Annotated in this window: 22 protein-coding genes; 13 read left to right on the forward strand and 9 right to left on the reverse strand. The window is 74.5% G+C overall.

The features are described 5' to 3' along the window. Positions 1 to 155 precede the first annotated feature (155 nt). Entirely contained in the window at positions 156 to 1301 is a 1146-nt protein-coding gene (locus BM242_RS08905; protein WP_093838145.1) for a CaiB/BaiF CoA transferase family protein, read from the forward strand. A gap of 16 nt (positions 1302 to 1317) precedes the next feature. Here BM242_RS08905 and BM242_RS08910 read toward each other — a convergent pair whose 3' ends face one another. Together BM242_RS08910 and BM242_RS08915 are read right to left on the reverse strand one after the other, a co-directional pair. After that, positions 1318 to 2079, reverse strand: coding sequence for a hypothetical protein (locus tag BM242_RS08910; RefSeq protein ID WP_093838146.1), 762 nt, complete (start codon positions 2077 to 2079; stop codon positions 1318 to 1320). A gap of 181 nt (positions 2080 to 2260) precedes the next feature. Further along, complete coding sequence (locus BM242_RS08915) at positions 2261 to 2638, reverse strand: hypothetical protein (protein ID WP_093838147.1); 378 nt, start codon at positions 2636 to 2638, stop codon at positions 2261 to 2263. Positions 2639 to 2983: 345 nt separating this feature from the next. On the opposite strand from BM242_RS08915, the gene BM242_RS08920 reads away from it, so the two are divergent. Both BM242_RS08920 and BM242_RS08925 read left to right on the forward strand, forming a co-directional pair. Beyond that, positions 2984 to 4201 carry an acetyl-CoA C-acetyltransferase gene (locus BM242_RS08920; protein ID WP_093838148.1) on the forward strand — a complete coding sequence of 406 codons (1218 nt, stop codon included), beginning with the start codon at positions 2984 to 2986 and terminating at the stop codon, positions 4199 to 4201. Between the two features lie 107 nt (positions 4202 to 4308). Then, positions 4309 to 6546, forward strand: coding sequence for a 3-hydroxyacyl-CoA dehydrogenase NAD-binding domain-containing protein (locus BM242_RS08925; protein ID WP_093838149.1), 2238 nt, complete (start codon positions 4309 to 4311; stop codon positions 6544 to 6546). Positions 6547 to 6564: 18 nt separating this feature from the next. Here the strand turns inward: BM242_RS08925 and BM242_RS08930 are convergent, their stop codons facing one another. Beyond that, the gene (locus BM242_RS08930; RefSeq protein WP_093838150.1) at positions 6565 to 7428 is read right to left on the reverse strand and encodes a lipase family protein; all 864 of its coding nucleotides are present in this window, start codon (positions 7426 to 7428) and stop codon (positions 6565 to 6567) included. Positions 7429 to 7529: 101 nt separating this feature from the next. Between BM242_RS08930 and BM242_RS08935 the strand changes: the two genes are divergently transcribed. Further along, complete coding sequence (locus BM242_RS08935) at positions 7530 to 8219, forward strand: TetR/AcrR family transcriptional regulator (protein WP_093838151.1); 690 nt, start codon at positions 7530 to 7532, stop codon at positions 8217 to 8219. A gap of 37 nt (positions 8220 to 8256) precedes the next feature. Here BM242_RS08935 and BM242_RS08940 read toward each other — a convergent pair whose 3' ends face one another. Continuing rightward, positions 8257 to 9129 carry an oxygenase MpaB family protein gene (locus BM242_RS08940; protein ID WP_093838278.1) on the reverse strand — a complete coding sequence of 291 codons (873 nt, stop codon included), beginning with the start codon at positions 9127 to 9129 and terminating at the stop codon, positions 8257 to 8259. A gap of 181 nt (positions 9130 to 9310) precedes the next feature. On the opposite strand from BM242_RS08940, the gene BM242_RS08945 reads away from it, so the two are divergent. The 3 genes from BM242_RS08945 (at position 9311) to BM242_RS08955 (ending at position 14138) form a co-directional block, all read left to right on the forward strand. Next, positions 9311 to 11707 carry a Tex family protein gene (locus BM242_RS08945; protein ID WP_245833921.1) on the forward strand — a complete coding sequence of 799 codons (2397 nt, stop codon included), beginning with the start codon at positions 9311 to 9313 and terminating at the stop codon, positions 11705 to 11707. A gap of 311 nt (positions 11708 to 12018) precedes the next feature. After that, entirely contained in the window at positions 12019 to 12702 is a 684-nt protein-coding gene (locus tag BM242_RS08950; RefSeq protein ID WP_245833922.1) for a DUF4142 domain-containing protein, read from the forward strand. Between the two features lie 44 nt (positions 12703 to 12746). After that, the gene (locus BM242_RS08955; RefSeq protein WP_245833923.1) at positions 12747 to 14138 is read left to right on the forward strand and encodes a DUF1996 domain-containing protein; all 1392 of its coding nucleotides are present in this window, start codon (positions 12747 to 12749) and stop codon (positions 14136 to 14138) included. Between the two features lie 186 nt (positions 14139 to 14324). Here the strand turns inward: BM242_RS08955 and BM242_RS08960 are convergent, their stop codons facing one another. Further along, the gene (locus BM242_RS08960; protein WP_245833924.1) at positions 14325 to 15461 is read right to left on the reverse strand and encodes a PucR family transcriptional regulator; all 1137 of its coding nucleotides are present in this window, start codon (positions 15459 to 15461) and stop codon (positions 14325 to 14327) included. Between the two features lie 418 nt (positions 15462 to 15879). On the opposite strand from BM242_RS08960, the gene BM242_RS08965 reads away from it, so the two are divergent. From BM242_RS08965 to BM242_RS08980, 4 genes are all read left to right on the forward strand, one after another. Next, positions 15880 to 16629, forward strand: a complete 750-nt coding sequence (locus tag BM242_RS08965) for a hypothetical protein (RefSeq protein ID WP_245833925.1) — start codon at positions 15880 to 15882, stop codon at positions 16627 to 16629. Then, on the forward strand, positions 16626 to 18182 hold the full coding sequence (locus tag BM242_RS08970; protein WP_093838155.1) for an NADH-quinone oxidoreductase subunit NuoF family protein: 1557 nt from the start codon (positions 16626 to 16628) through the stop codon (positions 18180 to 18182). The genes BM242_RS08965 and BM242_RS08970 overlap by 4 nt, the downstream gene beginning before the upstream one ends. An 86-nt stretch (positions 18183 to 18268) precedes the next feature. Then, entirely contained in the window at positions 18269 to 19333 is a 1065-nt protein-coding gene (locus BM242_RS08975; protein WP_093838156.1) for an SCO0930 family lipoprotein, read from the forward strand. Between the two features lie 314 nt (positions 19334 to 19647). Beyond that, a complete protein-coding gene (locus tag BM242_RS08980; protein ID WP_093838157.1) occupies positions 19648 to 21327 on the forward strand; it encodes an ABC-F family ATP-binding cassette domain-containing protein in 1680 nt (559 codons plus the stop codon). 84 nt (positions 21328 to 21411) lie between these two features. Here BM242_RS08980 and BM242_RS08985 read toward each other — a convergent pair whose 3' ends face one another. The 3 genes from BM242_RS08985 to BM242_RS08995 all read right to left on the reverse strand — a co-directional run bounded on the left by BM242_RS08985 (position 21412) and on the right by BM242_RS08995 (position 24081). Continuing rightward, on the reverse strand, positions 21412 to 22293 hold the full coding sequence (locus tag BM242_RS08985) for an alpha/beta fold hydrolase (protein WP_093838158.1): 882 nt from the start codon (positions 22291 to 22293) through the stop codon (positions 21412 to 21414). 35 nt (positions 22294 to 22328) lie between these two features. Next, positions 22329 to 23192, reverse strand: a complete 864-nt coding sequence (locus BM242_RS08990) for an SCO6745 family protein (RefSeq protein ID WP_093838159.1) — start codon at positions 23190 to 23192, stop codon at positions 22329 to 22331. Positions 23193 to 23271: 79 nt separating this feature from the next. After that, complete coding sequence (locus BM242_RS08995; RefSeq protein ID WP_093838160.1) at positions 23272 to 24081, reverse strand: enoyl-CoA hydratase/isomerase family protein; 810 nt, start codon at positions 24079 to 24081, stop codon at positions 23272 to 23274. Between the two features lie 148 nt (positions 24082 to 24229). Here BM242_RS08995 and BM242_RS09000 point away from each other — a divergent pair, with 148 nt between their 5' ends. After that, positions 24230 to 24907, forward strand: a complete 678-nt coding sequence (locus BM242_RS09000) for an HdeD family acid-resistance protein (RefSeq protein WP_093838161.1) — start codon at positions 24230 to 24232, stop codon at positions 24905 to 24907. 224 nt (positions 24908 to 25131) lie between these two features. Further along, complete coding sequence (locus BM242_RS09005; RefSeq protein ID WP_093838162.1) at positions 25132 to 25596, forward strand: ATP-binding protein; 465 nt, start codon at positions 25132 to 25134, stop codon at positions 25594 to 25596. Positions 25597 to 25626: 30 nt separating this feature from the next. Here BM242_RS09005 and idi read toward each other — a convergent pair whose 3' ends face one another. Further along, positions 25627 to 26220 (reverse strand): isopentenyl-diphosphate Delta-isomerase, encoded by a 594-nt coding sequence (gene idi / locus BM242_RS09010; protein WP_093838163.1) that lies wholly within the window; start codon positions 26218 to 26220, stop codon positions 25627 to 25629. Between the last annotated feature and the right edge of the window lie 8 nt (positions 26221 to 26228).

Raw genomic sequence — 26228 nt, forward strand, 5'->3', positions numbered from 1 at the left:
AGTCTGCGCACCCGTCGCCGGGGGCTGCCACGGAGTTTCCGCGCCCGGGGCCCGCGGTCCTTGTGAAAAATGAAACGCGTTCTTATCATCGCCGGGGCCGGGACGGGGCCGGACGGGTCGAGTCCGGACGGGTCGAGCAGGGACAGTGAGGGACGTTGACAGACCGGACGCAGGCCGGCCGGGAGCCGGGCGGCGACGGACCGCTCACCGGGGTCCGGGTGGTGGAGCTGGCCGGTATCGGTCCCGGCCCGTTCGCCGCCATGCTGCTGGCCGATCTGGGCGCTGACGTGGTGCGGGTGGACCGCCCCGGCGGCGACTGGCCGGCCATCGACCCGGCCCGGGACGTCACCAACCGCAACAAGCGCTCGGTGCTGGTCGATCTCAAGGAGACGGGCGGACCGGAGCGGGTCCTCACCCTGGCCGAGCGCGCCGACATCCTGATCGAGGGCTACCGGCCCGGTGTGGCCGAGCGGCTCGGCGTGGGCCCGGAGCCCTGCCTGGCCCGCAACCCCCGCCTGGTGTACGGCAGGATGACCGGCTGGGGCCAGCACGGCCCGCTGGCGGAACGCGCCGGCCATGACATCGGCTATATCGCCGTCACCGGGGCCCTGGGCCTGACCGGCCGCGCCGGCGGCCCGCCCGCCGTTCCGGCCAATCTGCTCGGCGACTACGCCGGCGGCTCGCTCTATCTGGTCGTCGGCGTGCTCGCCGCCCTGCACCACGCCCGCGCCACCGGTGCCGGACAGGTGGTGGACGCCGCCGTGGTGGACGGCACCGCCCATCTCACCGCCATGCTGCACGGCATGCTGGCGGCCGGCGCCTGGCAGGACCGCCGGGGCGTCAATCTGCTGGACGGCGGCGTCCCCTACTACGACACCTATGCCGCCTCGGACGGCGGCTACCTTGCCGTCGGGCCTCTCGAACCCCGCTTCTGGGCCGAGTTCACCCGCATTCTCGGCCTGGAGGGCGATCTGGCCGATCCGGCGGCCCGGCACGATCCGGCCCGCCGGCCCGCGCTGCGCGCCGCCATCGCCGCCCGCTTCGCCACCCGCACCCGCGACGAATGGGCCCGGCTGTTCCAGGACTCGGACGCCTGCGTGGCCCCGGTGCTCTCGCTGCGCGAGGCCCCGGACCATCCCCAGCTCGCGGCCCGCGCGACCTTTGCCGAGCACGCCGGGATCGTCCAGCCCGCCCCGGCGCCGCGCTTCTCCGTCACCCCCGGCCGCCTGCGCCGCGCCCCCGCCTCTCCCGGCGCCGACGAGGCGGAGGTGGCCCGCGACTGGGGGCTTCCCGAGGGCTGAACCGCCGGCCCCGGCATCAGGGGGTGCGGAAGAACCGGTGCGGCTGGAAGACGCAGATGTTGGTCTCGCCCTGGGCGTTGGCGTCCGTGAGCTCGACGAACCAGCCGTAGTCGGTGGCCGGCTTCAGTCCGGTGCCGACGGTCACCCCGCCGCGGTTGAGCCCGGCCTCCGGGTCCGTGCCGCGGGCCCGCCGGATGAAGATGTTGTCCCACCACACCAGGCGCTGGGTGTCGAACTCGGCCACGCTCGATCCCTCGGCCAGCCGGAAGATGGCGTAGGTGTCCGGCCCCGCGAGGTCCTTCAGGGTGCGCCACCCGCACCGCACCTGGTCCAGCGGGGCGTCGGCGGCCGTGGTGAAGGACGCCAGCAGCGTCTCCCGGTGCTCCCGGTAGGCGGCCACCAGGTCCCGGGACGGCGCGCTGTCCTGCACCCGGGACCGGGTCAGCACGGTGCCGTCCTTGCAGACCACCTCGATGGTGTACTCGCCCTCCGGCAGGAATCCGGTGGCGAGGTTCACCATGTACCAGTAGTAGTCCAGGGTGCCGTCGTAGATCCATCCGTTGAGATTGCGCCCGGTGAACTTCTCGTTGGCGAAGGTGACCTCGTAGCCGCCGGGGCCGCGAGCGGTGATCCGTTCGATCAGCTCCGGTGTCGGTGTGCCGGGCGTGGGATGGAAGGAGACCAGGAACTTGTGCTGCTCCCTGGGCAGCGGCGTATCGAAGTCCCAGTACACATCGCACGCCATGATGTCGTAGATCCGCACCGCGGATGCGCTCATCGTCGTCCCGCCTCTCGTTGCCGGCCGCCGTTTCCGGAGCCGCAAACTAACCGGGCGGCAGGCAGGTTCACATCGGTGAAACCACCGGCCCGGCGCCCGCACCGGCAGCCGGGGACGGAGGGCTCCCGCCGCCGGGCGGCGGGAACCACTGGGTGCCGGGGACCGCGGGCCGGGTCCCGGGTCAGGGATAGGCGCAGATCGCGTACACGCTGATGCCGACGTCGGGGTAGGCGTCCTGCCGCCCGAGCCCGATCCAGCCGGTGGCGTCGTCGGTGGGGAAGCTGCCGACCAGGACGGCGCCCTCGCCCTGGGCCTCGGCGCCGCCGCCGATCACCACCTTGCCCGGCGGGCAGTACAGGGTCCGCCGCTCGAAGTTGGGCACGTTGGCGTTGGGGAGGGTGACGATCTCGTAGCCGTCCACGGCAGCCGCCGCCGGTGCCCCGGCGGGGGCCGTGCGGCCGGCCGCGGTGTCGTCGGTGGCCGCCTGGGCGGCCCAGCCGGCCCCGGCCACCAGGGCGAGTGCCAGGGCACCCGCGCCGATCGCCTTCTTGCCTCGCATATGTGTGTCCTTTCGTCCGGGAGGTTCCGGGAGCGGAGTTCTCCCGGCGGCCATGGTCCCGGCTTCCGATCAGCGGACGGGAGGGAAATCCGCTCAAACGACACCATGGAGCGAATGGGAGGCATACCGGGATGTGCGGGTCCGGCGGACGCCCCGGCGCGAGGCGTCAGGACCACGGCGCCCGGCCGCCCCGTCCGGCCCGGGCGCCCGCCCGATCCGGGCCCGATCCGGCCGCGCTACCCTTGAGAAAAATGAAACACGTTCTTATGATCCGGCGAGGGACTACCACCCGGTAGCGGTGCGCTGCCGGGAGCCCGGCAGCCGGTAGCCGACAGGGAGCCAGCCATGGCGAGCAGCGAAGCGTATGTCTACGAGGCCATCCGGACTCCGCGCGGCCGGGGCAAGCCCGGCGGGGCCCTGCACACCGTCAAACCCGTGGATCTGGTGACCGGCCTGATCCACGAGCTGCGCCGCCGGCTGCCCGGCCTGGACCCGGCCGCCATCGACGATGTGGTGCTCGGCGTGGTCTCCCCGCACGGCGACCAGGGCTCGGACATCGCCAAGATCGCCGCCATCGCCGCCGGTCTCCCGGACAGTGTGGCCGGGGTCCAGCAGAACCGCTTCTGCGCCTCCGGTCTGGAGGCGGTCAATCTGGCCGCCGCCAAGATCCGCTCCGGCTGGGAGGACCTGGTGCTGGCCGGCGGGGTGGAGTCGATGTCCCGGGTGCCCATCGGCTCCGACGGCGGCGCCTGGGCCAACGACCCGATGACCAACTTCGAGCTGGGCTTCGTGCCGCAGGGCATCGGCGCCGATCTGCTCGCCACCCTGGAGGGCTTCTCCCGCCGCGATGTGGACGAGTTCGCCGCGCTCTCCCAGGAACGCGCGGCCACCGCCTGGAAGGAGAACCGCTTCGAGCGCTCGGTGGTGCCGGTCACCGACCGCAGCGGGCTGACCGTGCTGGACCACGACGAGCACATCCGCCCCGGCACCACCGCGGACAGCCTGGCCGGGCTCAAGCCCTCCTTCCGGGAGCTGGGGGAGACCGGCGGTTTCGACGCGGTGGCCCTGCAGAAGTACCACTGGGTGGAGCGCATCGACCATGTGCACCACGCCGGCAACTCCTCCGGCATCGTGGACGGCGCCGCGCTGGTCGTGGTCGGCAGCCGGGAGACCGGCCGGCGCCACGGGCTCACCCCGCGCGCCCGGATCGTCTCCGCCGCGGTCACCGGCTCCGAGCCGACCATCATGCTCACCGGCCCGGCCCCGGCCACCCGCAAGGCGCTCGCCCGCGCGGGCATGACCATCGACGACATCGACCTGGTGGAGATCAACGAGGCGTTCGCCGCCGTGGTGCTGCGCTTCGCCAGGGAGATGGGCCTGAGCCTGGACCGGATCAATGTCAACGGCGGCGCCATCGCCATGGGCCACCCGCTGGGCGCCACCGGCGCCATGATCCTCGGCACCCTGATCGACGAACTGGAACGCCGCGACCTCCGCTACGGCCTGGCGACGCTGTGCGTGGGCGGCGGCATGGGCATCGCCACCGTTGTCGAACGCGTCTGAACCGCCCGCCCCCGCACCGCACCGCATCGCCCCGCACCGTCCGTCCCGCCGTCCGCGGCCGTGCGCCGCATTCCGCCGCCGTCCCGAACCCTCCGGAGACCCGCACCATGGCCGAGCCGACCGCCGCCGTCACCGCCGCCGAGCACGCCGCCGACCCCGACCGCGAGGTGATCCGGTGGGACCGCGACGAGCAGGGCGTCGTCACCCTCACTCTGGACGACCCCGCGCAGTCCGCCAACACCATGAACGCCGCCTTCGCCGCCTCACTGGCCCGGGCGGTCGACCGGCTGGAGGCCGAGCGCGCGGACCTGCGCGGCGTGATCGTCACCTCCGCCAAGAAGACCTTCTTCGCCGGCGGCGATCTCCGCCTGCTGCTCCGGGCCCGGCCGGAGGACGCCCAGGGCCTGCACGACCGCGGCATGGCGCTCAAGCGGCTGCTCCGCCGGCTGGAGACGCTGGGCCGCCCGGTGGTCGCCGCCCTCAACGGCGCCGCCCTCGGCGGCGGCTACGAGCTCGCCCTCGCCTGCCACCACCGCGTCGCGCTGGACGCCCCCGGCACCCGGATCGGCCTGCCCGAGGTCACCCTCGGGCTGATGCCCGGCAGCGGCGGGGTGGTCCGCACGGTACGGATGTTCGGCATCACCGACGCGCTGCTCAACATCCTGCTCCAGGGGCAGCGGCACCGCCCGGCCCGGGCCCTGGAACTGGGCATGGTGGACGAGCTGGCGGCCACCCCGGAAGAACTCACCGCCCGGGCCCGTGCCTTCATCGAGGCCCATCCGGAGGCCCGCCAGCCCTGGGACACCCCCGGCCACCGCATCCCCGGCGGCACCCCGGCCACCCCCGCCCTGGCCGCCCGGCTTCCGTCCTTCCCGGCCACGCTGCGCAAGCAGCTCGCCGGCGCCCCCTACCCCGCGCCGCGCAACATCCTGGCCGCCGCGGTCGAGGGGGCCCAGGTGGACTTCGACAACGCACAGCTCGTCGAGGCCCGCTACTTCACCGAACTGGCCACCGGCCAGACCGCGAAGAACATGATCCAGGCGTTCTTCTTCGACCTCCAGACAGTCAACTCCGGCGCCGGCCGCCCCCGGGACATCCCGCGCCGCACCGCCCGCCGGGTGGCGGTGCTGGGCGCCGGGATGATGGGCGCCGGTATCGCCCACGCCTGCGCCCGGGCCGGCCTGGAGGTGGTGCTCAAGGACGTCTCCGCGGAGGCCGCCGAGCGCGGCAGGGCGTACTCCGCCCGGCTGCTGGACCGGGCCGTCGCGGAAGGCCGCAGCACCGCCGCGGAGCGGGCGGAGCTGCTCGCCCGGATCACCCCGGCCGCCGGGCCGGAGGACCTGGCCGGCTGCGATGTGGTGATCGAGGCGGTCTTCGAGGACGCCGATCTCAAGCGCCGGGTGTTCCGGGAGACCGAGGACGCCGTGGCGCCGGACGCCCTGCTGTGCACCAACACCTCCACCCTGCCCGTCTCCGGGCTGGCCGAGGCCACCCGCCGCCAGGCGGACTTCCTGGGCCTGCACTTCTTCTCCCCGGCCGAGCGGATGCCGCTGGTGGAGATCATCCGCGGCGAGAAGACCGGCGACGAGGCCCTGGCCCGCGCCTTCGACCTGGTCCGGCAGCTCGGCAAGACCCCCGTCCTGGTGCGGGACTCCCGCGGCTTCTTCACCTCCCGGGTGATCGGCACCTTTCTCCACGAGGGCGTGGCACTGGTCGGCGAGGGCGCCGATCCGGCCTCGGTGGAGCAGGCCGCGGCCCAGGCCGGCTACCCGGCCCGGGTGCTGTCCCTGCTGGACGAGCTGACCCTGACCCTGCCGCGCCGCATCCGGGACGAGGCCCGGGCCGCGGCCGAGGCGGCCGGCGGGGTCTGGCGGCCGCACCCCGGCGAGGCCGTGATCGACCGCATGGTGGAGGAGTTCGGCCGCACCGGCCGGGCCGCGGGAGCGGGTTTCTACGACTACACCGAGGACGGCCGGCGGGCGGGGCTGTGGCCGGGGCTGCGCGAGCACTTCGCCCGCCCGGCCGGAGCTGCGGAGATCCCGTTCGGGGACATGCGGGAGCGGATGCTGTTCGCCGAGTCGCTGGAGACGGTGAAGCTGCTCCAGGAGGGGGTGCTCGGCTCGGTGGCGGACGCCAACATCGGCTCCCTGCTGGGCATCGGCTTCCCGGGCTGGACCGGCGGGGTGCTCCAGTACATCAACGGCTACCCGGGCGGCCCGGCCGGCTTCCTGGCCCGGGCCGAGGAACTGCGGGAGCGGTACGGCGAGCGGTTCGCGCCGCCCGCGCTGCTGGCCGCCAAGGCCGCCGCGGGCGAGTTCTTCACCGACGACGCCCCCGCCCGCTGAGCGGGCCGCGCGCCGCGGTCATGCGGGGCCGCCGAGCAGACCGGCGAGCGCCCCGCCGGTCTGCCGCGCGTTGAGATAGCGGGTGATGGCATGCGGCTGGTCCCCGTTGTCCACCAGCCGGTCCTCGACCCTGCGCCCGGGGGAGCGGCCGGGGAACAGTGCCGCGAGGTCCTTGCGCAGCGCGACGATGTCGTCCCCGTCGGCGACATTGACCCAGCGCTCCACCGTGCCCGGCCAGGCCCCCCGCCCCTCCTCGGGGCGCGGGGTCAGCCGGTCGAAGATCAGTCCGGGGATGCCCAGCGGGGAGCCCAGCGTCAGATACAGCCGCACCGGCGAGGGACTGCGGCACAGGTATTCGTAGGTGACGACGGATCCGAGCGAGTGACCGATCAGCGCCACCGTGTCCTCGCCGATCTCCCCGTCCAGCCGCTCCAGCACCTGCTCCTTGGTGTCCTGGTCGGTGAGGAAGCGCGTCACCTGCCGCAGATTGCCGACGAACGCCCGCTCCGCCACCGCCGGGAACCAGCGGGACCGCAGCAGGGTCCGCAGCATCACCTGGACGGCGGCCCGGCCGGGGCCCACCGCCCGCGGACCCAGGGCGGGATCCCGGGCGACCGCGGCCCGGTACAGCTTCTCCAGCAGCTCCCGCTCGGCACCGGAGGGCAGCTCGTCCTCCCGCTCACCGCCGGCCACCGCGCGCTCCGGGCGGAAGAGGCCGCCGAAGAACGCGATCTCCAGATCCCGGCGCTCCAGCGCCGCGGCCAGGGAATCGTGTCCCGCCGCGCTGAGACCGTCCCGCAGCGCGTCATGCCACGCCGAGGTCAGCTCGTACGGGCCGCGGTACTGCTGGCCGATGCCGTGCACTCCGACAATCTTCGCCATCACTCCATTCTTCGGCGCGGCGCACCGCCCCGCCTCCCGGCCCGCGCACAGTCGCTATGGTGAGCGGTGACTTGCGCAGGTCATGAAGGGGCGGTAGGGCGATGACGGAACGTGCGGCGGGCTCTCCGCTCCGGCCCGGCGGCCGGACCAGGCTCTCCCCGGAGCGGGAGCAGGAGCTCTACGCGGCCGTCCTCGAACTGCTGCGCGAGCGCGGCTATGACGCGCTCACCATGGACGCCGTGGCGGCCCGCACCAGGTCCAGCAAGGCCACCCTCTACCGGCAGTGGAAGACCAAGCTCCAGCTGGTGATCTCGGCCCTGCTGCACGGCAAGCGGGTCTCCCTGGAGGGCATCGACACCGGGTCGCTCGCCGGCGATCTGGACGAGATGATCCGGCGCGTCTCCGCGGAGGCGCAGGAGAACGTCGAACTGCTCCAGGGGCTGCTGCACGCCGGGCAGCGCGACCCCGGGCTGCTGCGCGCGGTGCGCGAGACCCTGCTGGAGCCCGAGACGGAGGTGCTGCGCCGGGTGCTGCGCAGGGCGGCCGGCCGCGGCGAGCTCGACCCGGACAATCCGGCCACCGAATTCCTGACCCATGCCTTCATCGGGGCCATGCTCACCCGCCCGCTGGTGGAGGGACGCCACGCCGACGCCGCCTTTCTGACGCGCTTCGCCGACGCCCTGATCCTCCCCGCCCTGCGCACCGGCCGGCCGCTCGCCTCCCCCGCCCCCGCTCTCGCCGACGCCGACGGCGGCAACCGCGACGGCAGCGGCCCCGGCGCCGGCCGCTGACCGTTCCCGGCCCGGCGCCACCGCGCCGCGCGGCGGATCAGCGGGCCGGAGCCCGGCGCTGAGGCGCCCGGGCCGCCCGGCGGGCGCCGGCCGCCGCCGGCAGATAGCGCAGCCGCTCCGGGAGCCGGGGCACCACCGTGGCCAGCACCCGGCCGAGCCGCCGCAGCCGCCGCTCCTGCCGCGCCGACCAGGGCAGGCCGAGGGCCCGCCGGGCGTCCGGCGGCATGAAACCAGTGACCAGAAAGCGGTGGCCGCGGGCCAGCGGCGGCCACAGCACCGGCCAGGCCGCGCGCAGCAGCCACCGCAGCGGCCACGGCCCCCGGTCCGGCGGCGGTACCCGCCGGTGCACATCCAGCAGCTCCCGCACCACCACGGTGGCCTCGATCTCGCCCAGCATCCGCTGCCAGTACGGCCGGAACGCCTCCGGGTCCGGCGGCATGTCCCGGTCCCGCAGGCCCAGCAGCCGGCCCACCCCGCGCCACTCGGCGTACAGCCGGGCCTCCTCCTGCGGGGTGAACGGCCGCTCGCCCGAGACCAGCCGGGCATGCCGCATCACCGGGAACCCGGTGGCGTGCACCCAGCCGTACAGCCCGGGCTGCCAGGCATGGTAGGGACGGCCGTGGGCGTCGCTGCCGCGGATGTCCCGGTGCAGCTCCCGCACCCGCCGGCCCTCGGCCACGGCCTGCCGCCCGCCGTACACCCAGAGCTGCACGGAGCGCAGCGAGCGCTCGGCCCGCCCCCAGGGGTCGGTGCGGAACACCGAGTGCGCGTCCACTCCGGCGCCCACCGCCGGGTGCGCGACCTGAAGGGTCAGCGCGGCGGGCAGGGCCAGCACCATGCGCAGTTCGCCGGTGTGCTCCCACAGCAGGCCGTCCACCGGCGGCACATCGGCCAGGTCCGCGCTCTCCATACCCCCATTCTCCGCCCCCGGCGCGGGCCGGGGCGGGGGTACCGGCGTGTGCGCCGGTACGGCTGTCGGCGGTGCCTGTCAGAATGCAGGCCGGGTGCCGCGCAGTCACCCCCGGCGCCGCCCGCCGTCCCGGGCGCCGGATCCGCACAGTGAGGAGACAGGGGCCCGCCCCGGAAACACCGTGACTCAGACCGTTGTCAGCCGCTCCGTCGACCGCCGCATCGCCGAGGAGCTGGGCGTACCCGAGGGCCAGGTCGCCGCCGCCGTCGCCCTGCTCGACGACGGCGCCACCGTGCCGTTCGTCGCCCGCTACCGCAAGGAGGCCACCGGCGGGCTCGACGACGCCCAGCTACGGACCCTCGAAGAACGGCTGCGCTACCTGCGCGAACTGGAGGAGCGCCGGACCGCGGTCCTCGATTCCGTCCGCGAGCAGGGCAAGCTGGACGAGGAGCTGGAGGCCAAGATCCTCGCCGCCGACACCAAGGCCCGGCTGGAGGACATCTACCTGCCCTTCAGGCCCAGGCGGCGGACCAAGGCCCAGATCGCCCGCGAGGCCGGGCTGGAGCCGCTGGCCGATCTGCTGCTCACCGAGCCGGAGACCGACCCGCGCGCCGCCGCCGCCGGTTTCGCCGACCCCGACAAGGGCGTGGCCGACGCCGACGCCGCGCTCCAGGGCGCCCGCGCCATCCTCACCGAACGGTTCTCCGAGGACGCCGATCTCCTCGGCGAGCTGCGCGAGCGGATGTGGACGCACGGCCGTCTGGTGTCCCGGGTGCGGGAGGGGGAGCAGGAGCGCGGCGCCAAGTTCTCCGACTACTTCGACTTCGCCGAGGCGTTCACCGACCTGCCCTCGCACCGGGTGCTGGCCCTGCTGCGGGGCGAGAAGGAGAATGTGCTGGAGCTGACGCTTGACCCGGCGGCGGAGCCGGCGGAGGACGCCGGGCCGGCCGAGGGGCCCTCGCCCTATGAGCGCGCCATCGCCGCCCGGTTCGCCATCGAGCGGCGCGGCCGGGCCGCCGACGACTGGCTGGCCGAGACGGTCCGCTGGGCCTGGCGCACCCGGGTGCTGGTCCATCTCCAGCTCGATCTGCGCTCCCGGCTGCGGTCCGCCGCCGAGGACGACGCGGTCGCCGTTTTCGCCGCCAATCTGCGGGATCTGCTGCTCGCCGCCCCGGCCGGCACCCGGGCCACCATGGGGCTCGACCCGGGCCTGCGCACCGGCGTCAAGGTCGCGGTGGTCGACGCCACCGGCAAGGTGGTGGCCACGGACACGGTCTATCCGCACGCCCCGCAGCGCCGGTGGGAGGAGTCCCTGGAGAAGCTGGCCGCCCTGGTGGAGCGGCACGGCGTGGAGCTGGTGGCCATCGGCAACGGCACCGCGTCCCGGGAGACGGACAAGCTGGCCGGCGAGCTGGTGGCCAGGATGCCCGGCCGCGGCCTGGTCAAGACCCTGGTCTCGGAGGCGGGTGCCTCGGTCTACTCGGCCTCCGCCTTCGCCTCCCAGGAGCTGCCCGAGCTGGATGTGTCGCTGCGCGGCGCGGTCTCCATCGCCCGCCGGCTCCAGGACCCGCTGGCCGAGCTGGTGAAGATCGAGCCCAAGTCGATCGGTGTGGGCCAGTACCAGCACGATGTCTCCGAGCAGAAGCTCTCCCGCTCGCTGGACGCGGTGGTGGAGGACTGCGTCAACGCGGTGGGGGTGGATGTCAACACCGCCTCGGCGCCGCTGCTGGCGCGGGTCTCCGGGGTCAGCTCCGGCCTGGCGGAGAACATCGTGGCGCACCGGGACGGCAACGGCCCGTTCCGCAGCCGCGCCCAGCTCAGGCAGGTGCCGCGGCTGGGCCCCAAGGCGTTCGAGCAGTGCGCGGGCTTTCTGCGCATCCGCGGCGGCGACGATCCGCTGGACGGCTCGGCCGTGCACCCCGAGTCCTATCCGGTGGTGCGGCGGATGGCCGAGCGCAGCGGCACCGAGGTGTCGGGTCTGATCGGCAACACCGGCGTGCTGCGCGGGCTGCGGCCGGCCGACTTCGCCGACGACACCTTCGGCCTGCCGACCGTCACCGACATCCTCAAGGAGCTGGAGAAGCCCGGCCGGGATCCGCGTCCGGCCTTCCGCACCGCCCGGTTCAAGGAGGGCGTGGAGACGATCAAGGATCTGGCCGAGGGCATGATCCTGGAGGGCGTGGTCTCCAATGTGGCGGCCTTCGGGGCGTTCGTGGACATCGGTGTGCACCAGGACGGCCTGGTCCATGTGTCGGCCATGTCGAAGAAGTTCGTCTCCGATCCGCGCGAGGTGGTCAAGCCCGGGGACATCGTCCGGGTCAAGGTGCTGAGTGTGGACGTGCCGCGGCAGCGGATCTCGCTCACCCTCCGGCTGGACGACGAGCAGGGCCCCGGCGAGGGGCGCGGACGCGGCGGTGGCCGCGGCGGCAGGCAGGGCCGGGACGGCCGGGACGGGCGGGGCGGCGCCCCGCGCCAGCGGGACCGCCGGGGCGAGCAGGGCGGGGGCGGCCGTCGCAGCTCCCCGCCGCCCGCCAACAGCGCCATGGCGGACGCACTGCGCCGCGCCGGCCTGGCCTGAGCCGGGCGCGGCGCCGCACGACGACGGCCGGTGGGCCGGCCCCCGCACGGGCCGGCCCACCGGCCGTCGTCGTGCGGCGCCTTTCCGCAAAGCCGCGGACCATAGCACCGACTCCTGCGCGGAGCCAAGCGTTTATCAACGGGTGATGATTCCGGTGTCCCGGCCCGTCGCCCGCACTACCGTCCGAGCCACTCCACGAGGGCGTGCCCGGCGTTCCGGGAACGCCCTGCCATCTCAGCGGATGGAGGGCTTTCGTGCGCTTCGCAAAACGGCGTTCCGCGCTTTCCGGGACGCTTGCGTCTGCTCACACCGTGGGCACCGGTCTGGTGATCGCCGCGCTCACCTTCACCATGGCGGCTCTGCTGCTGCCGGTGAAGCTGTTCGAGAGCGCCGCGCTGGCCGGCCCCAACGGTGTGGTGATCAACGACGACGGCGAGGGCGTGTGGAACACCCAGTACGGACCGCTGACCCCCATCGACCGGGACTTCGTCCGGAAGGTGCGCGGTGCCGGGCTCTGGGAAGGGCCGGCCGGCCGCCAGGCCGTCGAGCGGGCGACCACCGACGCCGTCCGGATCGCGGGCGAGCACCTCATCGAGGGACACACGGAGCTGGACGAGATGTCCATCGAGGTCGGCCGGGAACTGGGCATCGATCTGCCCAACCAGCCCAATGAGCAGCAGCAGCAGGCGCTGAGCACGCTGGAGCAGGCCCAGATCGGCATCGACTTCGAACGCAAGTTCGCCAACATCCTGCGCAAGGCCCATGGCCAGGTCTTCGGGCTGATCGGCCAGGTGCGGGCCCAGACCACCAACTCCCTGGTCCGCGATCTCGCCACCCGGGCCAACGCGGTGGTGCTGGATCACATCACGGTGCTGGAGGCGACGGGCCTCGTCGACTACGAGAGGCTTTTCGACGACTTCCCGTCCAACCCGGCCAGGGCCGCAGCTCCGCTCGCCTCCCGTTCGACACGACGACAAGGGAGCACCACAGCATGAGGCATCAGTCACGCAGCCGGTCCCGGCGCCATACCCGGCCCCGGATGAGAATAGCCGTCCTGGGCACGGCACTTCTGATGGTCGGCACCGGCACCGTCTTCGCCACCCAGTACGCCGTCGGCCACTCCCGCGGCGGCGGCGACCGGGGCGGAGCGCAGACCGGCACCATCGTCTGCCCGGAGGTCGGTGAGGAACTGGAGGAGGTGCCGCGCCCGGTCCGCAGGCGGGTCGGCTGGCAGCTGTCCCGGCTGGACAGCCAGGTGGCGATCGCCTACTGGGCGCTGCGCTCGGGGCGGTTCCGGACCGAGGACGTGCTGAACTGGCTGGAGAGCAAGCGGTCCCGCACCATCCGCCGGATCAGCAACTCCATCGCCGCCACCGGTACCCGGCCGGAGGGTCTTGAGGCTCTGGCCGCCTGCGCGTTCGAGCCCGTCGAGGAGGAACCGGTGGATCCGGTGGACCCCGGTGAGGGCGGTGACGGCGGCGCGGGCGGCGACGGCGGCGGACAGGGCGAGGGCGGAGGTGAGGGCGAGGGCGGCAACGGCCCGGCCGAAGAGGACTTCGTCGACATCACCACCGTGCAGCCCAATGTCGTCGCACCCCAGCCGGACGAGAACGCCTCCACCGGGACCTTCGGCGTGGACTGCGGTCTGAACGAGGGAAACCACTTCAACTCGGACAATGTCATCGTCGCCCCCGGTGTGGAGAACGGCGCCCGGCACCTGCACGACCATGTGGGCAATGTGTCCACCAACGGCTTCTCCACCGACGAGAGCCTGGCCGCGGCCGACACCACCTGCGTCAACGGCGATCAGTCCACCCACTACTGGCCGGTGCTGCGCTCGCTCGACGGCCGGGACGCCTTCGACGCCGAGCTGCCCGGCGGCGGACCGGACGGCAATGCCGGCACCATCCTGCGGCCGGAGTCGGTCTCCATCTCCTTCCGGGGCAGCCCGGTCGGCGAGGTGGTGGACATGCCGCGCTTCCTGCGCATCATCACCGGTGACGCCAGGGCGTTCACCAACGGCACCGCCAACGCCAACCCCGGCTGGTCCTGCACCGGGTTCGAGGACCGGGTGATCCTCACCGACAAGTACCCGCTGTGTCCGGACGGCAGCAATGTGCTGCGCATCTTCGACTTCCAGAGCTGCTGGGACGGGCAGAACACCGACAGCGCCAACCATCGCGACCATGTCGCCTTCGCCCGGGAGGACGGTTCCTGCCCGGACGGCTTCGTGGCCATCCCGCAGCTCGTCCACGTCTTCGAGTACGACGTGCCGGACGGCATCCCCTATGCGGTGGACGGCTTCGCGGAACAGCTCCACAAGCCGGTCACGGACCACAGCGACTTCATCAATGTCATGACCGAGGACCTGATGCGGGAGGTGGTGGACTGCATCAACACCGGACAGCAGTGCGTGGCCGAGCCCAGGTGAACGGAGGCAGCGATGCATGCACACAGATAGCGGGCGGAGCACGCGGACGACCCGGATGACCGGGTGAGACGCCGACGGGCGCCGGTGGGATCCAGTCCCGCCGGCGCCCGTCCCGGTCGTGACCCGGGCGTTCCGCGTCCCGGGCGGCACCCGCCGGTGCCGCCCGGGACGCGGCCGGGCGCCCGCTCAGCGCCCGTTGACCCGGGCCTCGCGGCCCACACCGAGCTGCCGGAAGGCGGCGCCGGCCGCCCGTGTCCGGCGGCCGGTCCGGCAGCGCAGATTGCGCATCTGCGCCATCAGCCGGCGGCTGTGCAGGGTCAGTTCCAGCTCCAGCCGGGAGCGCGGATCACGCAGTGCGCACCCGAAGAGCTTTTCGAGCTGCCGCAGCCGGTAGTGCACCGTCTGCGGATGCACCTTGAGCGCCTTGGCCGCCTCCGGCGCGCCGCCGCCCTCCAGCCAGGCCAGCAGGGTGACCTCCAGCCGCTCGCTCTGCCGGGGCGTCAGCCCGGCGAGCGGATGCAGCCAGCGGGTGCCGAGCGCCCGGAGCAGGGTCTCGTCCTGGAGCAGCAGCAGCGTCGACAGATGGTCGTCGACGAAGAACACCGCAGCGTCCGGGCCGGACTGCGCCGGGGCCAGATCAAGCAGCCGCCGCGCCCAGCGCACCGAGGCCGCGGCCTCCCGCAGCAGCACGGTGTGGCCGACCGCGGCATGGTGCCCGCGCAGCGCGGTGAGCAGCGCCGGACGCAGCTCCGGGTCCGGGGCCGGGTCCGGGATCAGCAGCACCTGCTGGTCCCGGGTGTGGCCGTGCAGAACGTCGCCGGTCACCTCCTCGGGGAGACCGACCTCGTGGGGCTCGGGGAGCACCACGGCCCGGACCTGCTCCGGGAGCGGCCAGCCGGCCCGCCGGGCGAGCCGGGCCGACAGTTCCTCGGAGACCGGCGGGTCGAAGGTCAGCGCCGCGAAAAGTTCGTGCCGCGCCAGATCCCGGCCCAGACCGCCGGCCTGAAAGCCGTCCAGTCCGTCCAGGCCGTCCAGGCCGCCCCGGCCCGGTCCGGTGCCCGGCGCCGCCGCGCCGGTGGGGTGGTGGGGGGAGGAGGCCGCGGGGCTGCGGACCGCGCCACCGGGCGGCCGGGCTGTTTGTCCGTCGCTTCCGTGGCCGCCGTCCGCGGCCGGAAAGCCGTCGTCGAGTGCGGACAGTACCGCCCGTTCTATCTCCCACCGGATTTTTTCCCGGTGGCCACCCGACAGAAAGGTGGAGAATCCCGGAATTCGGCTCCGGAGGATCTCGACGATCTCATCTGCCAGGGAGGGCAGCTCATGCACGAGGTGACGGTTCCACTCGTCTCTTGGGCGCGATCGGATGCGGTTCAGAATTGCGCTCATCTCAACCTCATTCCTGGGGGGACACCTGCCGTGATTCGTGGGGGATGGCAGGTCCGTGTGGAGAACATCTCCCGCTCCCGGTATGTCCAGTTGGGGAGGGATCAGGGAGTTCTCCGCACCCTCCGTGGAGGGTGCCGTCCGATGGGGTTCCCGTTTTCTGATGTCTTTGTCGACACAGGCGTCGGAGCGATGCGAGAATGCCAGTGTTCGCTGGCTTCATGGCCGCTCACGAGGGACGGATTCGTCCCAGATGGGGCATCCTCGTAGCCGGGGACCTACCCGGCTACCGGCGCCCCGAAATTTATCACGTTCAGATAACTACGTGATCGGTTCGGCGGCATCTGGCGATGCTGCGGCCATGTCCCAGTCCCAGATCGAACTGCCGCCCCGCCCCCGGTCCCGCCGGCGCGGGCGGCACGCGGGTCCGCCGCCGGACGCGGGACCGCGCCCGGCCGTCCCCCGGGCGCGCGGTCTGCCGGCGCAGTTGCCCCGGGCCAGCACCCCCCGTCTGACCGTCGCCTATCTGCTGATCACCGTGCTGCTGGCGATCGCCGTGGCAGCCACCGCCGGAGCCTTCGAACACCCCTGGTTCTTCCTGGACTTCGGGGCCGGGGTGATGGCGCTGGTCTGCCTCAGCGGCACCGTGCTCTGGGGCGTGGCCGCCACCGACCGGATGATCCTGGACCCCGGACACCGGGTGCTCGCCCAGGGCGTGCACCGCGGCCTGGCCGTCGCCGGCCTGGGCTTTCTCGGCCTGCACATCTGGGTGAAGCTCGCCGAGCAGCGGGTCGGCGCCCGCGCCGCCCTCGTCCCCTTCGCCTCCGAGCTCCAGACCTTCCACCTCGGCCTGGGCACCGTGGCCGCCTATCTGATGCTGATCGTCGCCGCCTCCGGGGCGGTGCGCTCCGCCTTCACCGGCCGCCTGCGCTCCCAGCTCTGGCGCGGCCTGCACTACCTGGCCTATCTGGCGTGGTGCGCCGGGCTGATCCACGGACTGCAGACCGGCCGCCCCGCCAAGCTCTGGGCCTCGGCCGTCTATCTGCTGTCCCTGCTGGGCGTGATCGTCCTGCTGGCGCAGCGCATCCGGACCCGGCGGAGGCCGCGATGACCCTGGTCGCCACCGGTCGCCCCGGCCCGGGCACCCCGGACCGGCCCGCGGAGCCCGGCACGCCCCGGCTCGCCGCCCTCGGCCCGGCCCGGCTGCTGGCCGGGGTGGAGGGCGGCGGCCGGCTGGACCGGGTGGGCCATCTCACCGTGCACGGCACGCCGCCCCGGCTGAACCTCGCCGAGCTCATCGCCCTCGCCGAGAACATCGATCTGCGCGGACGCGGCGGGGCGGGCTTCCCGTTCGCCCGCAAACTGCGGGCGGTGGCCGGCGCCGCCGCCCGCCGCAGGGCCCCCGCCGCGGTCGTGGTCAACGGCACGGAGGGCGAGCCCGCCTGTCTGAAGGACAAGGCCCTGCTGCGGCACACCCCGCACCTGGTCATCGACGGCGCCGAGCTGGCCGCCCAGGCGCTGGACGCCCGGGAGATCGTGTTCGGCGTCACCCGGCCCGACATCGAGGAATCCCTGCGCAAGGCCCTCGCCGAGCGGCCCCCGGCGGGCGTGCCGGTCCGGGTGCGGCGGCTGCCCGAGCGGTTCGTCACCGGTGAGGGCTCGGCGCTGACCCGCGGGCTGGACGACGGCCCGGCGCTGCCCGCCGGGCGCAAGGTCCGCACCAGCGACAGCGGCCTGGGCGGGCTGCCCACGCTGCTGTCCAACACCGAGACCTGGGCCCAGTTGTCGGTGGCCGCCCGGATCGGCGCGCTGGCCTACCGCGAGACCGGGCTGCCCACCGAGCCCGGCACCGTGCTGCTCTCCCTCGCCGGCCGGCTGGTGGCCGAGGTCCCGGCGGGCGCGCCGCTCGCCGAGGTGCTGCGGCTGTGCGGCACCGACGCCGGACAGGGCGTGCTGGTCGGCGGATACCACGGCGGCTGGCTCTCCCCGCGGGCCGCCGCCGTGGCCACCGTCTCCCGCGACTCGCTCTCCGCGCTGGGCGCCTCGCTCGGCGCGGGCGCCGTGGTCCCGCTGCCCGCGGACACCTGCCCGGTCGGCGAGACCACCCGGGTGGCACGCTGGATGGCCGAGGAGTCGGCCGGCCAGTGCGGCCCCTGCTTTCTCGGCCTGCCCGCCATCGCCGACACCCTGGAATGGGTCCGGGGGGCCGGCGGCCGGCCCGCGCTGGACGCCCTCCAGCAGCGGATGGCCTCGGTGCGGCGGCGCGGCGCGTGCAGCCACCCCGACGGCACCGCCCGGTTCGTGGCCTCGGCCCTGGACGCCTTTCCCGAGGAATTCCTCAACCACTCGGTGGGATACGGCTGCGGACGCCCGGTCACCGGGGCGCTGCCGCTCTCCCCGGACGGCGGACGCGGCGCCCGCGGCTCCGGCGGCGGGCGCTCCGCCGCCGTTGCCCTGTCCGGCGACACCGGGCGCCGGCTCACCGTCGACTGGACCCTCTGCCAGGGCCACGGCCTGTGCGCGGGCATCGCCCCCGACCTGGTCCGGCTGGACTCCGACGGCTACCCCGCGCAGGCCGCCGTGCCGGTGCCGCGGGCGGCCCGCGGGCAGGCGGCCCGGGCCGTCCGCCGCTGCCCCGCGCTGGCCCTGCGCATCACCGGCTGACCCACCGGCCGGCCCCCACTCACACCCGGACCCCACACCCGGACCCACACCCGGAGAAAACCGGACACCGGACAAAGGAGCTCCACATGATCGCAAGCGAGGAGACCGCCGGCTCACGCCGACTGGGACATCGCTTCCCGAACGGGCGCCGGGCGGGCGCCGCGGCCCTGGCCGCCGCCGCACTGCTGCTCACCGCCGCCTGCGCGGACCGGGACCGGGGCGCCCCGGCCGGCAGCGCCGTGGACCTGGACACCGCCTACGGCGTGGACGGATTCGCCGGCGAGGGCTATGGCGACACCGGCGGCGGAGCCGCCGGGGACGGCGCGGACGGCGGGAACTCACCGGCCGGGCAGCTCGCCCTGCACGAGGACCCGGAACTCGGCGCCGTCCTCACCGACGGCGAGGGCTTCACCCTCTACCGCTTCGAGGAGGACGGCACCGACCCGGCCCAGTCCCTGTGCGTGGGCGCCTGCGCCTCGGCCTGGCCGCCGGTCTCGGCCGCCGACGCCACCGTGGCCGACGGCCTGGACGTGTCCCTGCTCGGCGAGGTGATCCGGCAGGACGGCACCTCCCAGCTGACCGTGGGCGGCCGGCCGGTGTACCGCTATTCCCAGGACGCCCTGCCCGGGGACGTCAACGGCCATGGCGTGGGCGGCACCTGGTACGCCGTCGGCCCGGAGGGCGAACCGGCCGGCCGGGCCCGCAACGCCGGTCTCGCCGGACAGGGCGGGCAGGACGGGCAGGACGGGCAGGGCGGCGCCGGTGAGGCCGCCGCCGGGGCGCAGGCCACCGGTGCGGCCCTGTCCGTGGTGCAGGACCCGGTGCTCGGCCCCATCGTCGCCGACGCCCAGGGCCGGACCCTGTACCGCTTCACCCAGGACACCGCCTGGCCCATGGTCTCCCACTGCACCGGCGCCTGCCTGGACGTGTGGAAGCCCGCCGCCCCGGTGGACGCCGCCGGTCTGGACGGGGTGGACCCGGAGCTGATCAGCGTGCTGGACCGGCCCGACGGCACCGAGCAGCTCGCCATCGACTGCTGGCCGGTGTACTGGTACACCGGCGACACCTCCCCCGGCGACACCGGCGGGCACAACGCCCAGGGCATGTGGTTCGCCGTCACCCCGGAGGGCAAGAAGGCCCCGGCGGCCTGACCGCCGCGGAACGGCCCGGCCGGAGGACGGGCCCCGTCCTCCGGCCGGGCCCGGCGCGGAAAACCCGTTGCCCCCACCCGGTCCGTCTCCTACCGTCAAAGACGGCCTTGCTGTCGTCGAGGGGAGAGGCCGTTGCTCGTCTGAGGTCGCGAGACACCGTGCGACGCCCGGCCGTGCCCCTGTGGCACCCGGCCGCGTCCTGTGTCCCGGCCGCGCAGGCGAGCTTTTCGCATGCCCGGATGTCCGCCGGCGTCCCACGTGTCTCCCGTGCTGCACACCGCCCACGCACCCGCGCATGCACACCGGAGGCCGCCATGGCATTCACCACCCCGCACTCCCCGTCCCCCGCCGCCCGCGAGCGGATCTCGGTCGCCTGTCACGGCCTGTCCTTCGCCTGGCCCGACGGCACTCCCGTACTGGACCGCCTGGACCTCGCCCTCGGCCCCGGCCGCACCGGCCTGACCGGCGCCAACGGCAGCGGAAAATCCACCCTGCTGCGCATCCTGGCCGGGGAACTCACCCCCGTGGCCGGCACCGTGCGGGTGGCCGGCCGGACCGGCCGCCTGCCGCAGCACCACACCCCGGACCCCGCGCTCCGGGCCGACCGGGTGCTGGGCATCGACCGCATCCGGTCCGCCCTGCACGCCATCGAGGCGGGCGACGCCCGGGAGGAGCACTTCACCGCCGTGGGCGACGACTGGGACATCGAGGAACGCACCCGCGCCGCCCTCGCCCAGCTCGGCCTGGCCCACATCGGCCTGGACCGGCCGGTGGGGCGGCTCTCCGGCGGCGAGTCCGTGCTGCTCCGGCTGGCCGCCCTGCTGATCCGCCGCCCCGAGGTGCTGCTGCTGGACGAACCCACCAACAATCTGGACCGCGCGGCCCGGGAACGGCTCCACGCCGCCGTCACCGCCTGGCCCGGAGCACTGATCGTGGTCAGCCACGACCGGGAACTGCTGGAGCTGGTGGACCGCGTCGCCGACCTGCACGACGGCCGGGTCACCGTCTACGGCGGCACCTACTCCGCCTACCGGGAGGCACTGGCCGTGGAGCAGCAGGCCGCCGAGCGGACGGTGCGCAGCGCCGAGTCCGAGGTCCGCCGCCAGAGCCGCGAACTCGCCGAGGCGCACGGCAAGCTGGCCCGCCGTACCCGCTACGCCGAAAAGATGTACGCCAGCAAGCGGGAGCCCCGGGCGGTGATGAAGCTGCGCAAGCGCTCCGCCCAGGTCTCCGCGGGCAAGCACCGCATCCTGCACGAGGAGCGGCTGGCCGAGGCGCGCCGGAAGCTGGCGGAGGCCGAGGAGCAGGTCCGGGAGGAGGCGGAGATCCGGGTCGATCTGCCCGGCACCCGGGTGCCGGCCCGCCGCCGGGTGCTCACCGTGCGCGGCGCGGTGCTGCCGCACGGCCGGGCCGGGGCGGTGGACCTCACCGTGGCCGGGCCCGAGCGCATCGCCCTCACCGGCCCGAACGGCGCCGGGAAGTCCACGCTGCTGCGGGCGGTGGCCGGGGAACTGGCCCCGGTCTCCGGCGGGATCGAGGCGCATGTGCCGCTGCGCCACCTGCCGCAGCGGCTCGATCTGCTGGACGACGGGCTGACCGTCCTGGAGAACGTCCGCCGGCTGGCCCCGGAGGCCGGACCGCAGCGGATCCGGGCCCGGCTGGCCCGCTTCCTGTTCCGCGGCGCCCGCGCCGACCGGCCGGTGTGCACCCTCTCCGGGGGCGAGCGGTTCCGCGCCACCCTGGCCGCGCTGCTGCTGGCCGAGCCGGCGCCGCAGCTGCTGCTGCTGGACGAACCGACCAACAACCTGGATCTGACCAGTGTCCGGCAGCTGGTCACCGCGCTGGAGTCCTATGCGGGAGCGCTGCTGGTGGTCAGCCACGACCTGCCGTTCCTGCGGGAGATCTCGCTCACCCGGTGGCTGCGCCTCCCCGCGGCGGACGAAGCCGGGGGCGAGGGGGCGGCCGGCGGCCTGCTGGAGACCGGTCCGCCGTGAGCGGCGGGCACCCGGGCGGCGACGGGACGGCGGCGGCGCGGAACCGGGAGACCGGCGAGGACGGCACGGCCCCCGGGCCGCCGGTCATCGGCGGGGGCCGGGGCGGTCCGGGCCGGCCAGCAGACCGCGCAGCGCCGCGGTGACCTCCTCCGGCCGCTCCAGGGCGGGCAGATGGCCGGTGTCCGGCAGGTCGATCCGGCGGGCCCCGGGAATGCCGGCGGCCAGCAGATCCGAGACCTCCTGGATCTCCGGCACATCGGACAGGCCGTTGATCACCAGGGTGGGCACGGTGATCTCGCCCAGCCGGTCCCCGGGCAGCGGCTCGGGCAGCCGCTCCGTCACCGGCGGATGCCCGCCGCCCCACTGCCGCAGCCAGTGGTCGCGCAGCATGGTCACGCACAGCTCCCGGACCCCGGGCGCCAGCGCCTCCGGGCCCCGGTCCGGCCCGGCCACCATCCAGGCCACATGGGCCTCGGCCATGGCGGTGGCGTCCTCGGCCAGATACGGGGTGGTGGCGCCGGAGCGGTAGCGCTCCCGGCGCTCCGCGGGGACCGTGGCGTGCACCCGCCGGGCCGCCTCCGCCAGCATCCGCTCGGGCCAGGGGCGGCCGGAGAGCCCGGAGCAGAGCAGGGCCAGCCCGGCCACCCGGCCGGGCTCGGCCAGCGCCGCCTCCAGGGCGTAGCTGCCGCCCATCGAACTGCCGGCCAGCACCGCCCGGGACACCTTCAGCCCGTCCAGCACCGCCAGCAGGTCCTCATGGTGGGCGAACGGTCCGGCGGGCCGGGCGGATTCGCCGTAGCCCCGCCAGTCGTAGCGGATCACCCGGTGCCGGCCGGACAACGCCCGGAACTGGTGCTCCCACATCCGGCGGTCCGCGATCCCGGCGTGCACCAGCACCACCGCGGGCTCGCCGTCGCCCGCCTCGTCGTAGCCGAACTCCCCGGTCTCCGTCCGCAGCAGCGCCATGCCGGAACGATAACCGGGGCCGCCGGGCGGGCGGGTCAGCGGCCGGCCACCAGGCCCGCGGGAAAGACGCCGGAGGCGACCACGGTCCGTGCCCAGCCGCCGGCCAGCTCCGTCAGCCGCCGCACCCCGGCCGGGCCGAGATGCTCGTACGGTGCGCGGTCCAGCCGGTCGGTCTCGTTCTCGATCTCCTTGCGCAGCGCCAGACCGTCCTCGGTGAGCCGGCCGCCGGCGTCCAGCAGCCCGCGGGCGCGCAGCCGGGACTCGGCCGCCGCCCATTCCCCGGCCGTCCAGCCGCGGGTGCGCAGGGCCTGCTCCCGGGTCATGCCGTGGCCGCTGGCGCCATGGCTGACCAGTGCCTCCAGCGGGTCCAGGCCCTCCCGCAGCAGTACCGCGAGATGGCCGTCGCCGCGGTGCTCGCGCAGCACGGTCGCGGCATGCCACAGCCGCAGATGCGGTGCCTCGGGCCGCGGCAGCCCGGCATTGGCCGCGCACAGCGGGCGGCCGTGCCCGGCGCACGCCTCGGCGGCGCGCTCCGCCAGCGCGGCGGCCTCGGCGGTCTCCGGGGCGTGTGCGAAATCCTGGCCGAACTGGCGGCGCAGCAGCGCGTCGGCGGCCCGCAGCCGGGCCTCGGTCACCTGCTGCGGCGTGGCCGCCTGCCACACCGCCGGCAGATGACGGGCGACCAGCCCCGGGCTGAAGTTGTAGAAGGTCGCGGCGACCGTGCCGGCGCCGACGGCGCCCAGCGGTGCGGCACGGGCGGCGAAATACGCCGCCTGCCATGCGGCGAGCCCGTACGGGCGCAGCTCCGCGGGCAGTTCGGGCGCGAAGTACAGCTGCGAGTGCAGCGGGTTGAGAGCGGCATGGCAGTACCGCCCCGCCCGCGGGGCAAGTGAGGTCATGGCCGACACGTTACCCATGGGTAGAACATCCGGGGTATCCCCGCCGGCCGCACAGTGGGCCAACGCACATCCCGCCCGGTCAGGCGGCCGGCCCGGCCGAGGGGGACCAGGGAAAGCGCGGGGCGCGGCGCTCCAGGAAGGCGGTGATGCCCTCGCCGGCCTCGCCGGCCGCCTCCTCCTGTCCCCGCCACCAGGCCAGCCGGGCGGCTGCGGGCCGCTCCCCGGCGTCCTCTCCGGCGTCCTCCCCGGGGTCCTCCCCGGCGGCGTCCGCGAACTCCTTGGCCGCCTGCTGGGTCAGGGCCGAGCGGGAGCGCAGCACGGCGGTGAACTCCGCCACCCGGCCGTCCAGTCCGCCGGTCGGCAGCACCTCGTCCACCAGTCCGGTGCGCAGCGCGCGTTCCGTGCCGATCAGTTCGGCGGAGAACAGCAGATACTTGGCGGCCGACGGCCCCACCAGCCGGACCAGCCGCCGGGTGGCACCCGGCGGGTAGACGAGGCCCAGCCTGGCCGGGGTCACCCCGAAGACCGCGCCGCGCTCCGCGAACCGCAGGTCGCAGGCGACGGCAAGCTGGCAGCCGCCGCCCACACAGGCGCCGCGCACCGCCGCCAGGGTCGGCCGGGGAAACGCCGCCAGCGCCTCCTCGGCGCGGGTGGCCAGATCCCGCGGGGCCTCGGCGTCCCGCAGGCTGCCGATGTCCGCGCCCGCGCTGAAGGTCCCGCCGTGGCCGGTCAGCACCAGCGCCCGGACCGCCGGGTCGGCGCGCAGCCCGGCCAGCAGTTCGGGGAACTCCCGCCACATGGCCGGTGTCATGGCGTTGCGCTTCGCCGGATTGCGCAGGGTGAGGGTGGCGATTCCGTCCCGGATCGCGCAGTGCAGGCCCGCGTCCATGCCCGCGATGGTACGGGCCGGGCTCGGGCGGTCCTCGGCCGGATGGCGCAGCCGGACCGGCGAACCACATGCAACCGGGGCAAAATGGGCGGCGGCCCCGCCGTCAGGCGGCCGGCCGGACCGACGGACCGGAGCAGGTGGTGCCCGCATGAGCCGCAGCAGTCCCGACACCCCGAACACCCCGAACACCCCCGGCCGTCCCGGCTCCTCCGGCGGCCCGGCGGCGCCCGGGAGGTCCGCCGCCGACCGGGTCAGCCGCGGCCTGTCCTGGCTGGTCGTGCTGGGCTCCCTGCTGGTGCTGGCCGGGCTGGTCGGCCTGGTCTATGTGGGCGTGGCCACCCTCACCTCGGTGCTGCTCTTCGGCTGGCTGCTGCTGTTCGGCGGTGTGGTGGCCCTGGCGCACGCGCTGGCCTCGCGGCATTCCCGCTATGTGTGGCTGGGGCTGATCGTCGGTGCCCTGAACATCGCGGCCGGTCTGATCCTGATCCTGCATCCGGACGTCAGCGCCGCCGGCCTCACCCTCTTCGCCGGACTGCTGTTCCTTTCCGGCGGGGTGTTCCGGCTGTTCGGCGGACTGGTGGTGCGCGGCAGCGAGATGATCTGGAGCCTGGTGCAGGGCGCCTTCGGCATTCTGCTGGGCATCCTGGTGCTGGCCGAATGGCCGGAGAGCACCCGCTATGTGCTGGGCACCTTCTTCTCGCTGGCGCTGCTCTTCGACGGGCTGGGCCTGATCGCCACCGGCATGGGCGGTCGCCAGCTCGTGCGGATGGTCGCCCCGGGGGAGTCCGGGCCGGCCGGGAGGGCGGGGGACGGCGGGAACACCTGAGCGGGGAAACGGGGGCGCCGCCTCCGGTTGAACGGTCGTAACCGCTTGGCTTTCGTCACGAATGAGTCAAGAGAAGGCAGAGAACGGCAAAATACGACCACTTGCGTTCAGTGCGTCATGGTGCGCTGGCACATGCCAACACTCGGACTGAGACCGCGTCGGCCGTCCGCACCCGGGCGCGGGACAGGGATCCGGACGCAGAAGAGGGGTCGGTGCCTCGCATCATGGACAGTCGATCAGGGGCACTCCCGCAGCAGCCCGCCGTCCCCGGCACCCCCCGCGCCGGTGCCTGGCGCTTCACCGCCGCCCCGGTGACCGCCTGCGTCCCGCAGCTCAGGCACGCCGTGCGCGACCTGATCCGGCGCCAGGGGGCACCGCTGTCCGAGGACCTGATGCACGGGCTGATGGTGATCCTCTCCGAGCTGGTCTCCAACGGCGTCAAGCACGCCGCGCTGCTCACCCCGGAGCTCGGCGTGGAGGTCGCGCTCGGCCAGGGCTGGATCCGGGTCTCCGTCGAGGACAACCACCCCTACCGGCCGGCCGCCCTGGAGGCCGACGGCGAGCAGACCGGCGGACGGGGACTGCTGCTGGTCAAATGCATCGCGCTGGAGGCCGGCGGCGCCTGCGGGGTGGAACCCACCGCGGCCGGCGGCAAGATCATCTGGGCCGCCGTGCCGATGGACCGGTGACCCCGCCCGGCCCGCCCCGGCGCCGGCCGCTCACCAGCCGGCCGCGCCGCCCGTCAGCTCACGGATCGCCGGCCGCGCCGCGTCCAGCACGGTCATGAACCAGGCCGAGAACGGCTCCCGCGCCCGGCGCAGGTCCAGCTCCCGCGGAGTCACCAGCGCGGTCTCCGCCACCTCCGCCGGGTCCGGCTCCGGCGCCCCGGCCACCACCCCGGCGAACAGGTGGTTGAACTCCCACTCCACCAGGCCGGAGGCCGGATCGGGATGCCGGTAGGTCACCGTGCCCGCCTCCCGCAGCAGCCGCGGCGCGACACCCAGCTCCTCCGCGGTGCGCCTGGTGGCCGCCAGAAACGGCTGCTCGCCCGGATAGGGGTGGCCGCAGCAGGTGTTGGACCAGACCCCCGGCGAGTGGTACTTGCCCGGTGCCCGCCGCTGCAGCAGCAGCCGGCCCGCCTCGTCGAACAGGAAGACCGAGAAGGCCCGGTGCAGCCGCCCCGGTTCCCGGTGGGCCGAGAGCTTCTCGGCCGTTCCCGTGGTGCGGCCGGCCTCGTCCACCAGTTCCAGCAGGATCGGGCCTGCCGGGCCGGAGGGACCGGGAACGGGAGTGCTGGGGGAGGTGTGGGGCATGAGGCTCA

It is taken from the genome of Streptomyces aidingensis (assembly GCF_900112355.1).
GTDB lineage: Bacteria > Actinomycetota > Actinomycetes > Streptomycetales > Streptomycetaceae > Streptomyces > Streptomyces aidingensis.

Bases quoted from the DNA above. Each gene is read 5' to 3' on its own strand.
- BM242_RS08910 (WP_093838146.1), bottom strand. From the start codon at position 2,079: ATGAGCGCATCCGCGGTGCGGATCTACGACATCATGGCGTGCGATGTG.
- BM242_RS08915 (WP_093838147.1), bottom strand. From the start codon at position 2,638: ATGCGAGGCAAGAAGGCGATCGGCGCGGGTGCCCTGGCACTCGCCCTG.
- BM242_RS08920 (WP_093838148.1), top strand. From the start codon at position 2,984: ATGGCGAGCAGCGAAGCGTATGTCTACGAGGCCATCCGGACTCCGCGC.
- BM242_RS08925 (WP_093838149.1), top strand. From the start codon at position 4,309: ATGGCCGAGCCGACCGCCGCCGTCACCGCCGCCGAGCACGCCGCCGAC.
- BM242_RS08930 (WP_093838150.1), bottom strand. From the start codon at position 7,428: ATGGCGAAGATTGTCGGAGTGCACGGCATCGGCCAGCAGTACCGCGGC.
- BM242_RS08935 (WP_093838151.1), top strand. From the start codon at position 7,530: ATGACGGAACGTGCGGCGGGCTCTCCGCTCCGGCCCGGCGGCCGGACC.
- BM242_RS08940 (WP_093838278.1), bottom strand. From the start codon at position 9,129: ATGGAGAGCGCGGACCTGGCCGATGTGCCGCCGGTGGACGGCCTGCTG.
- BM242_RS08955 (WP_245833923.1), top strand. From the start codon at position 12,747: ATGAGAATAGCCGTCCTGGGCACGGCACTTCTGATGGTCGGCACCGGC.
- BM242_RS08965 (WP_245833925.1), top strand. From the start codon at position 15,880: ATGTCCCAGTCCCAGATCGAACTGCCGCCCCGCCCCCGGTCCCGCCGG.
- BM242_RS08970 (WP_093838155.1), top strand. From the start codon at position 16,626: ATGACCCTGGTCGCCACCGGTCGCCCCGGCCCGGGCACCCCGGACCGG.
- BM242_RS08975 (WP_093838156.1), top strand. From the start codon at position 18,269: ATGATCGCAAGCGAGGAGACCGCCGGCTCACGCCGACTGGGACATCGC.
- BM242_RS08980 (WP_093838157.1), top strand. From the start codon at position 19,648: ATGGCATTCACCACCCCGCACTCCCCGTCCCCCGCCGCCCGCGAGCGG.
- BM242_RS08985 (WP_093838158.1), bottom strand. From the start codon at position 22,293: ATGGCGCTGCTGCGGACGGAGACCGGGGAGTTCGGCTACGACGAGGCG.
- BM242_RS08990 (WP_093838159.1), bottom strand. From the start codon at position 23,192: ATGACCTCACTTGCCCCGCGGGCGGGGCGGTACTGCCATGCCGCTCTC.
- BM242_RS08995 (WP_093838160.1), bottom strand. From the start codon at position 24,081: ATGGACGCGGGCCTGCACTGCGCGATCCGGGACGGAATCGCCACCCTC.
- BM242_RS09000 (WP_093838161.1), top strand. From the start codon at position 24,230: ATGAGCCGCAGCAGTCCCGACACCCCGAACACCCCGAACACCCCCGGC.
- BM242_RS09005 (WP_093838162.1), top strand. From the start codon at position 25,132: ATGGACAGTCGATCAGGGGCACTCCCGCAGCAGCCCGCCGTCCCCGGC.
- idi (WP_093838163.1), bottom strand. From the start codon at position 26,220: ATGCCCCACACCTCCCCCAGCACTCCCGTTCCCGGTCCCTCCGGCCCG.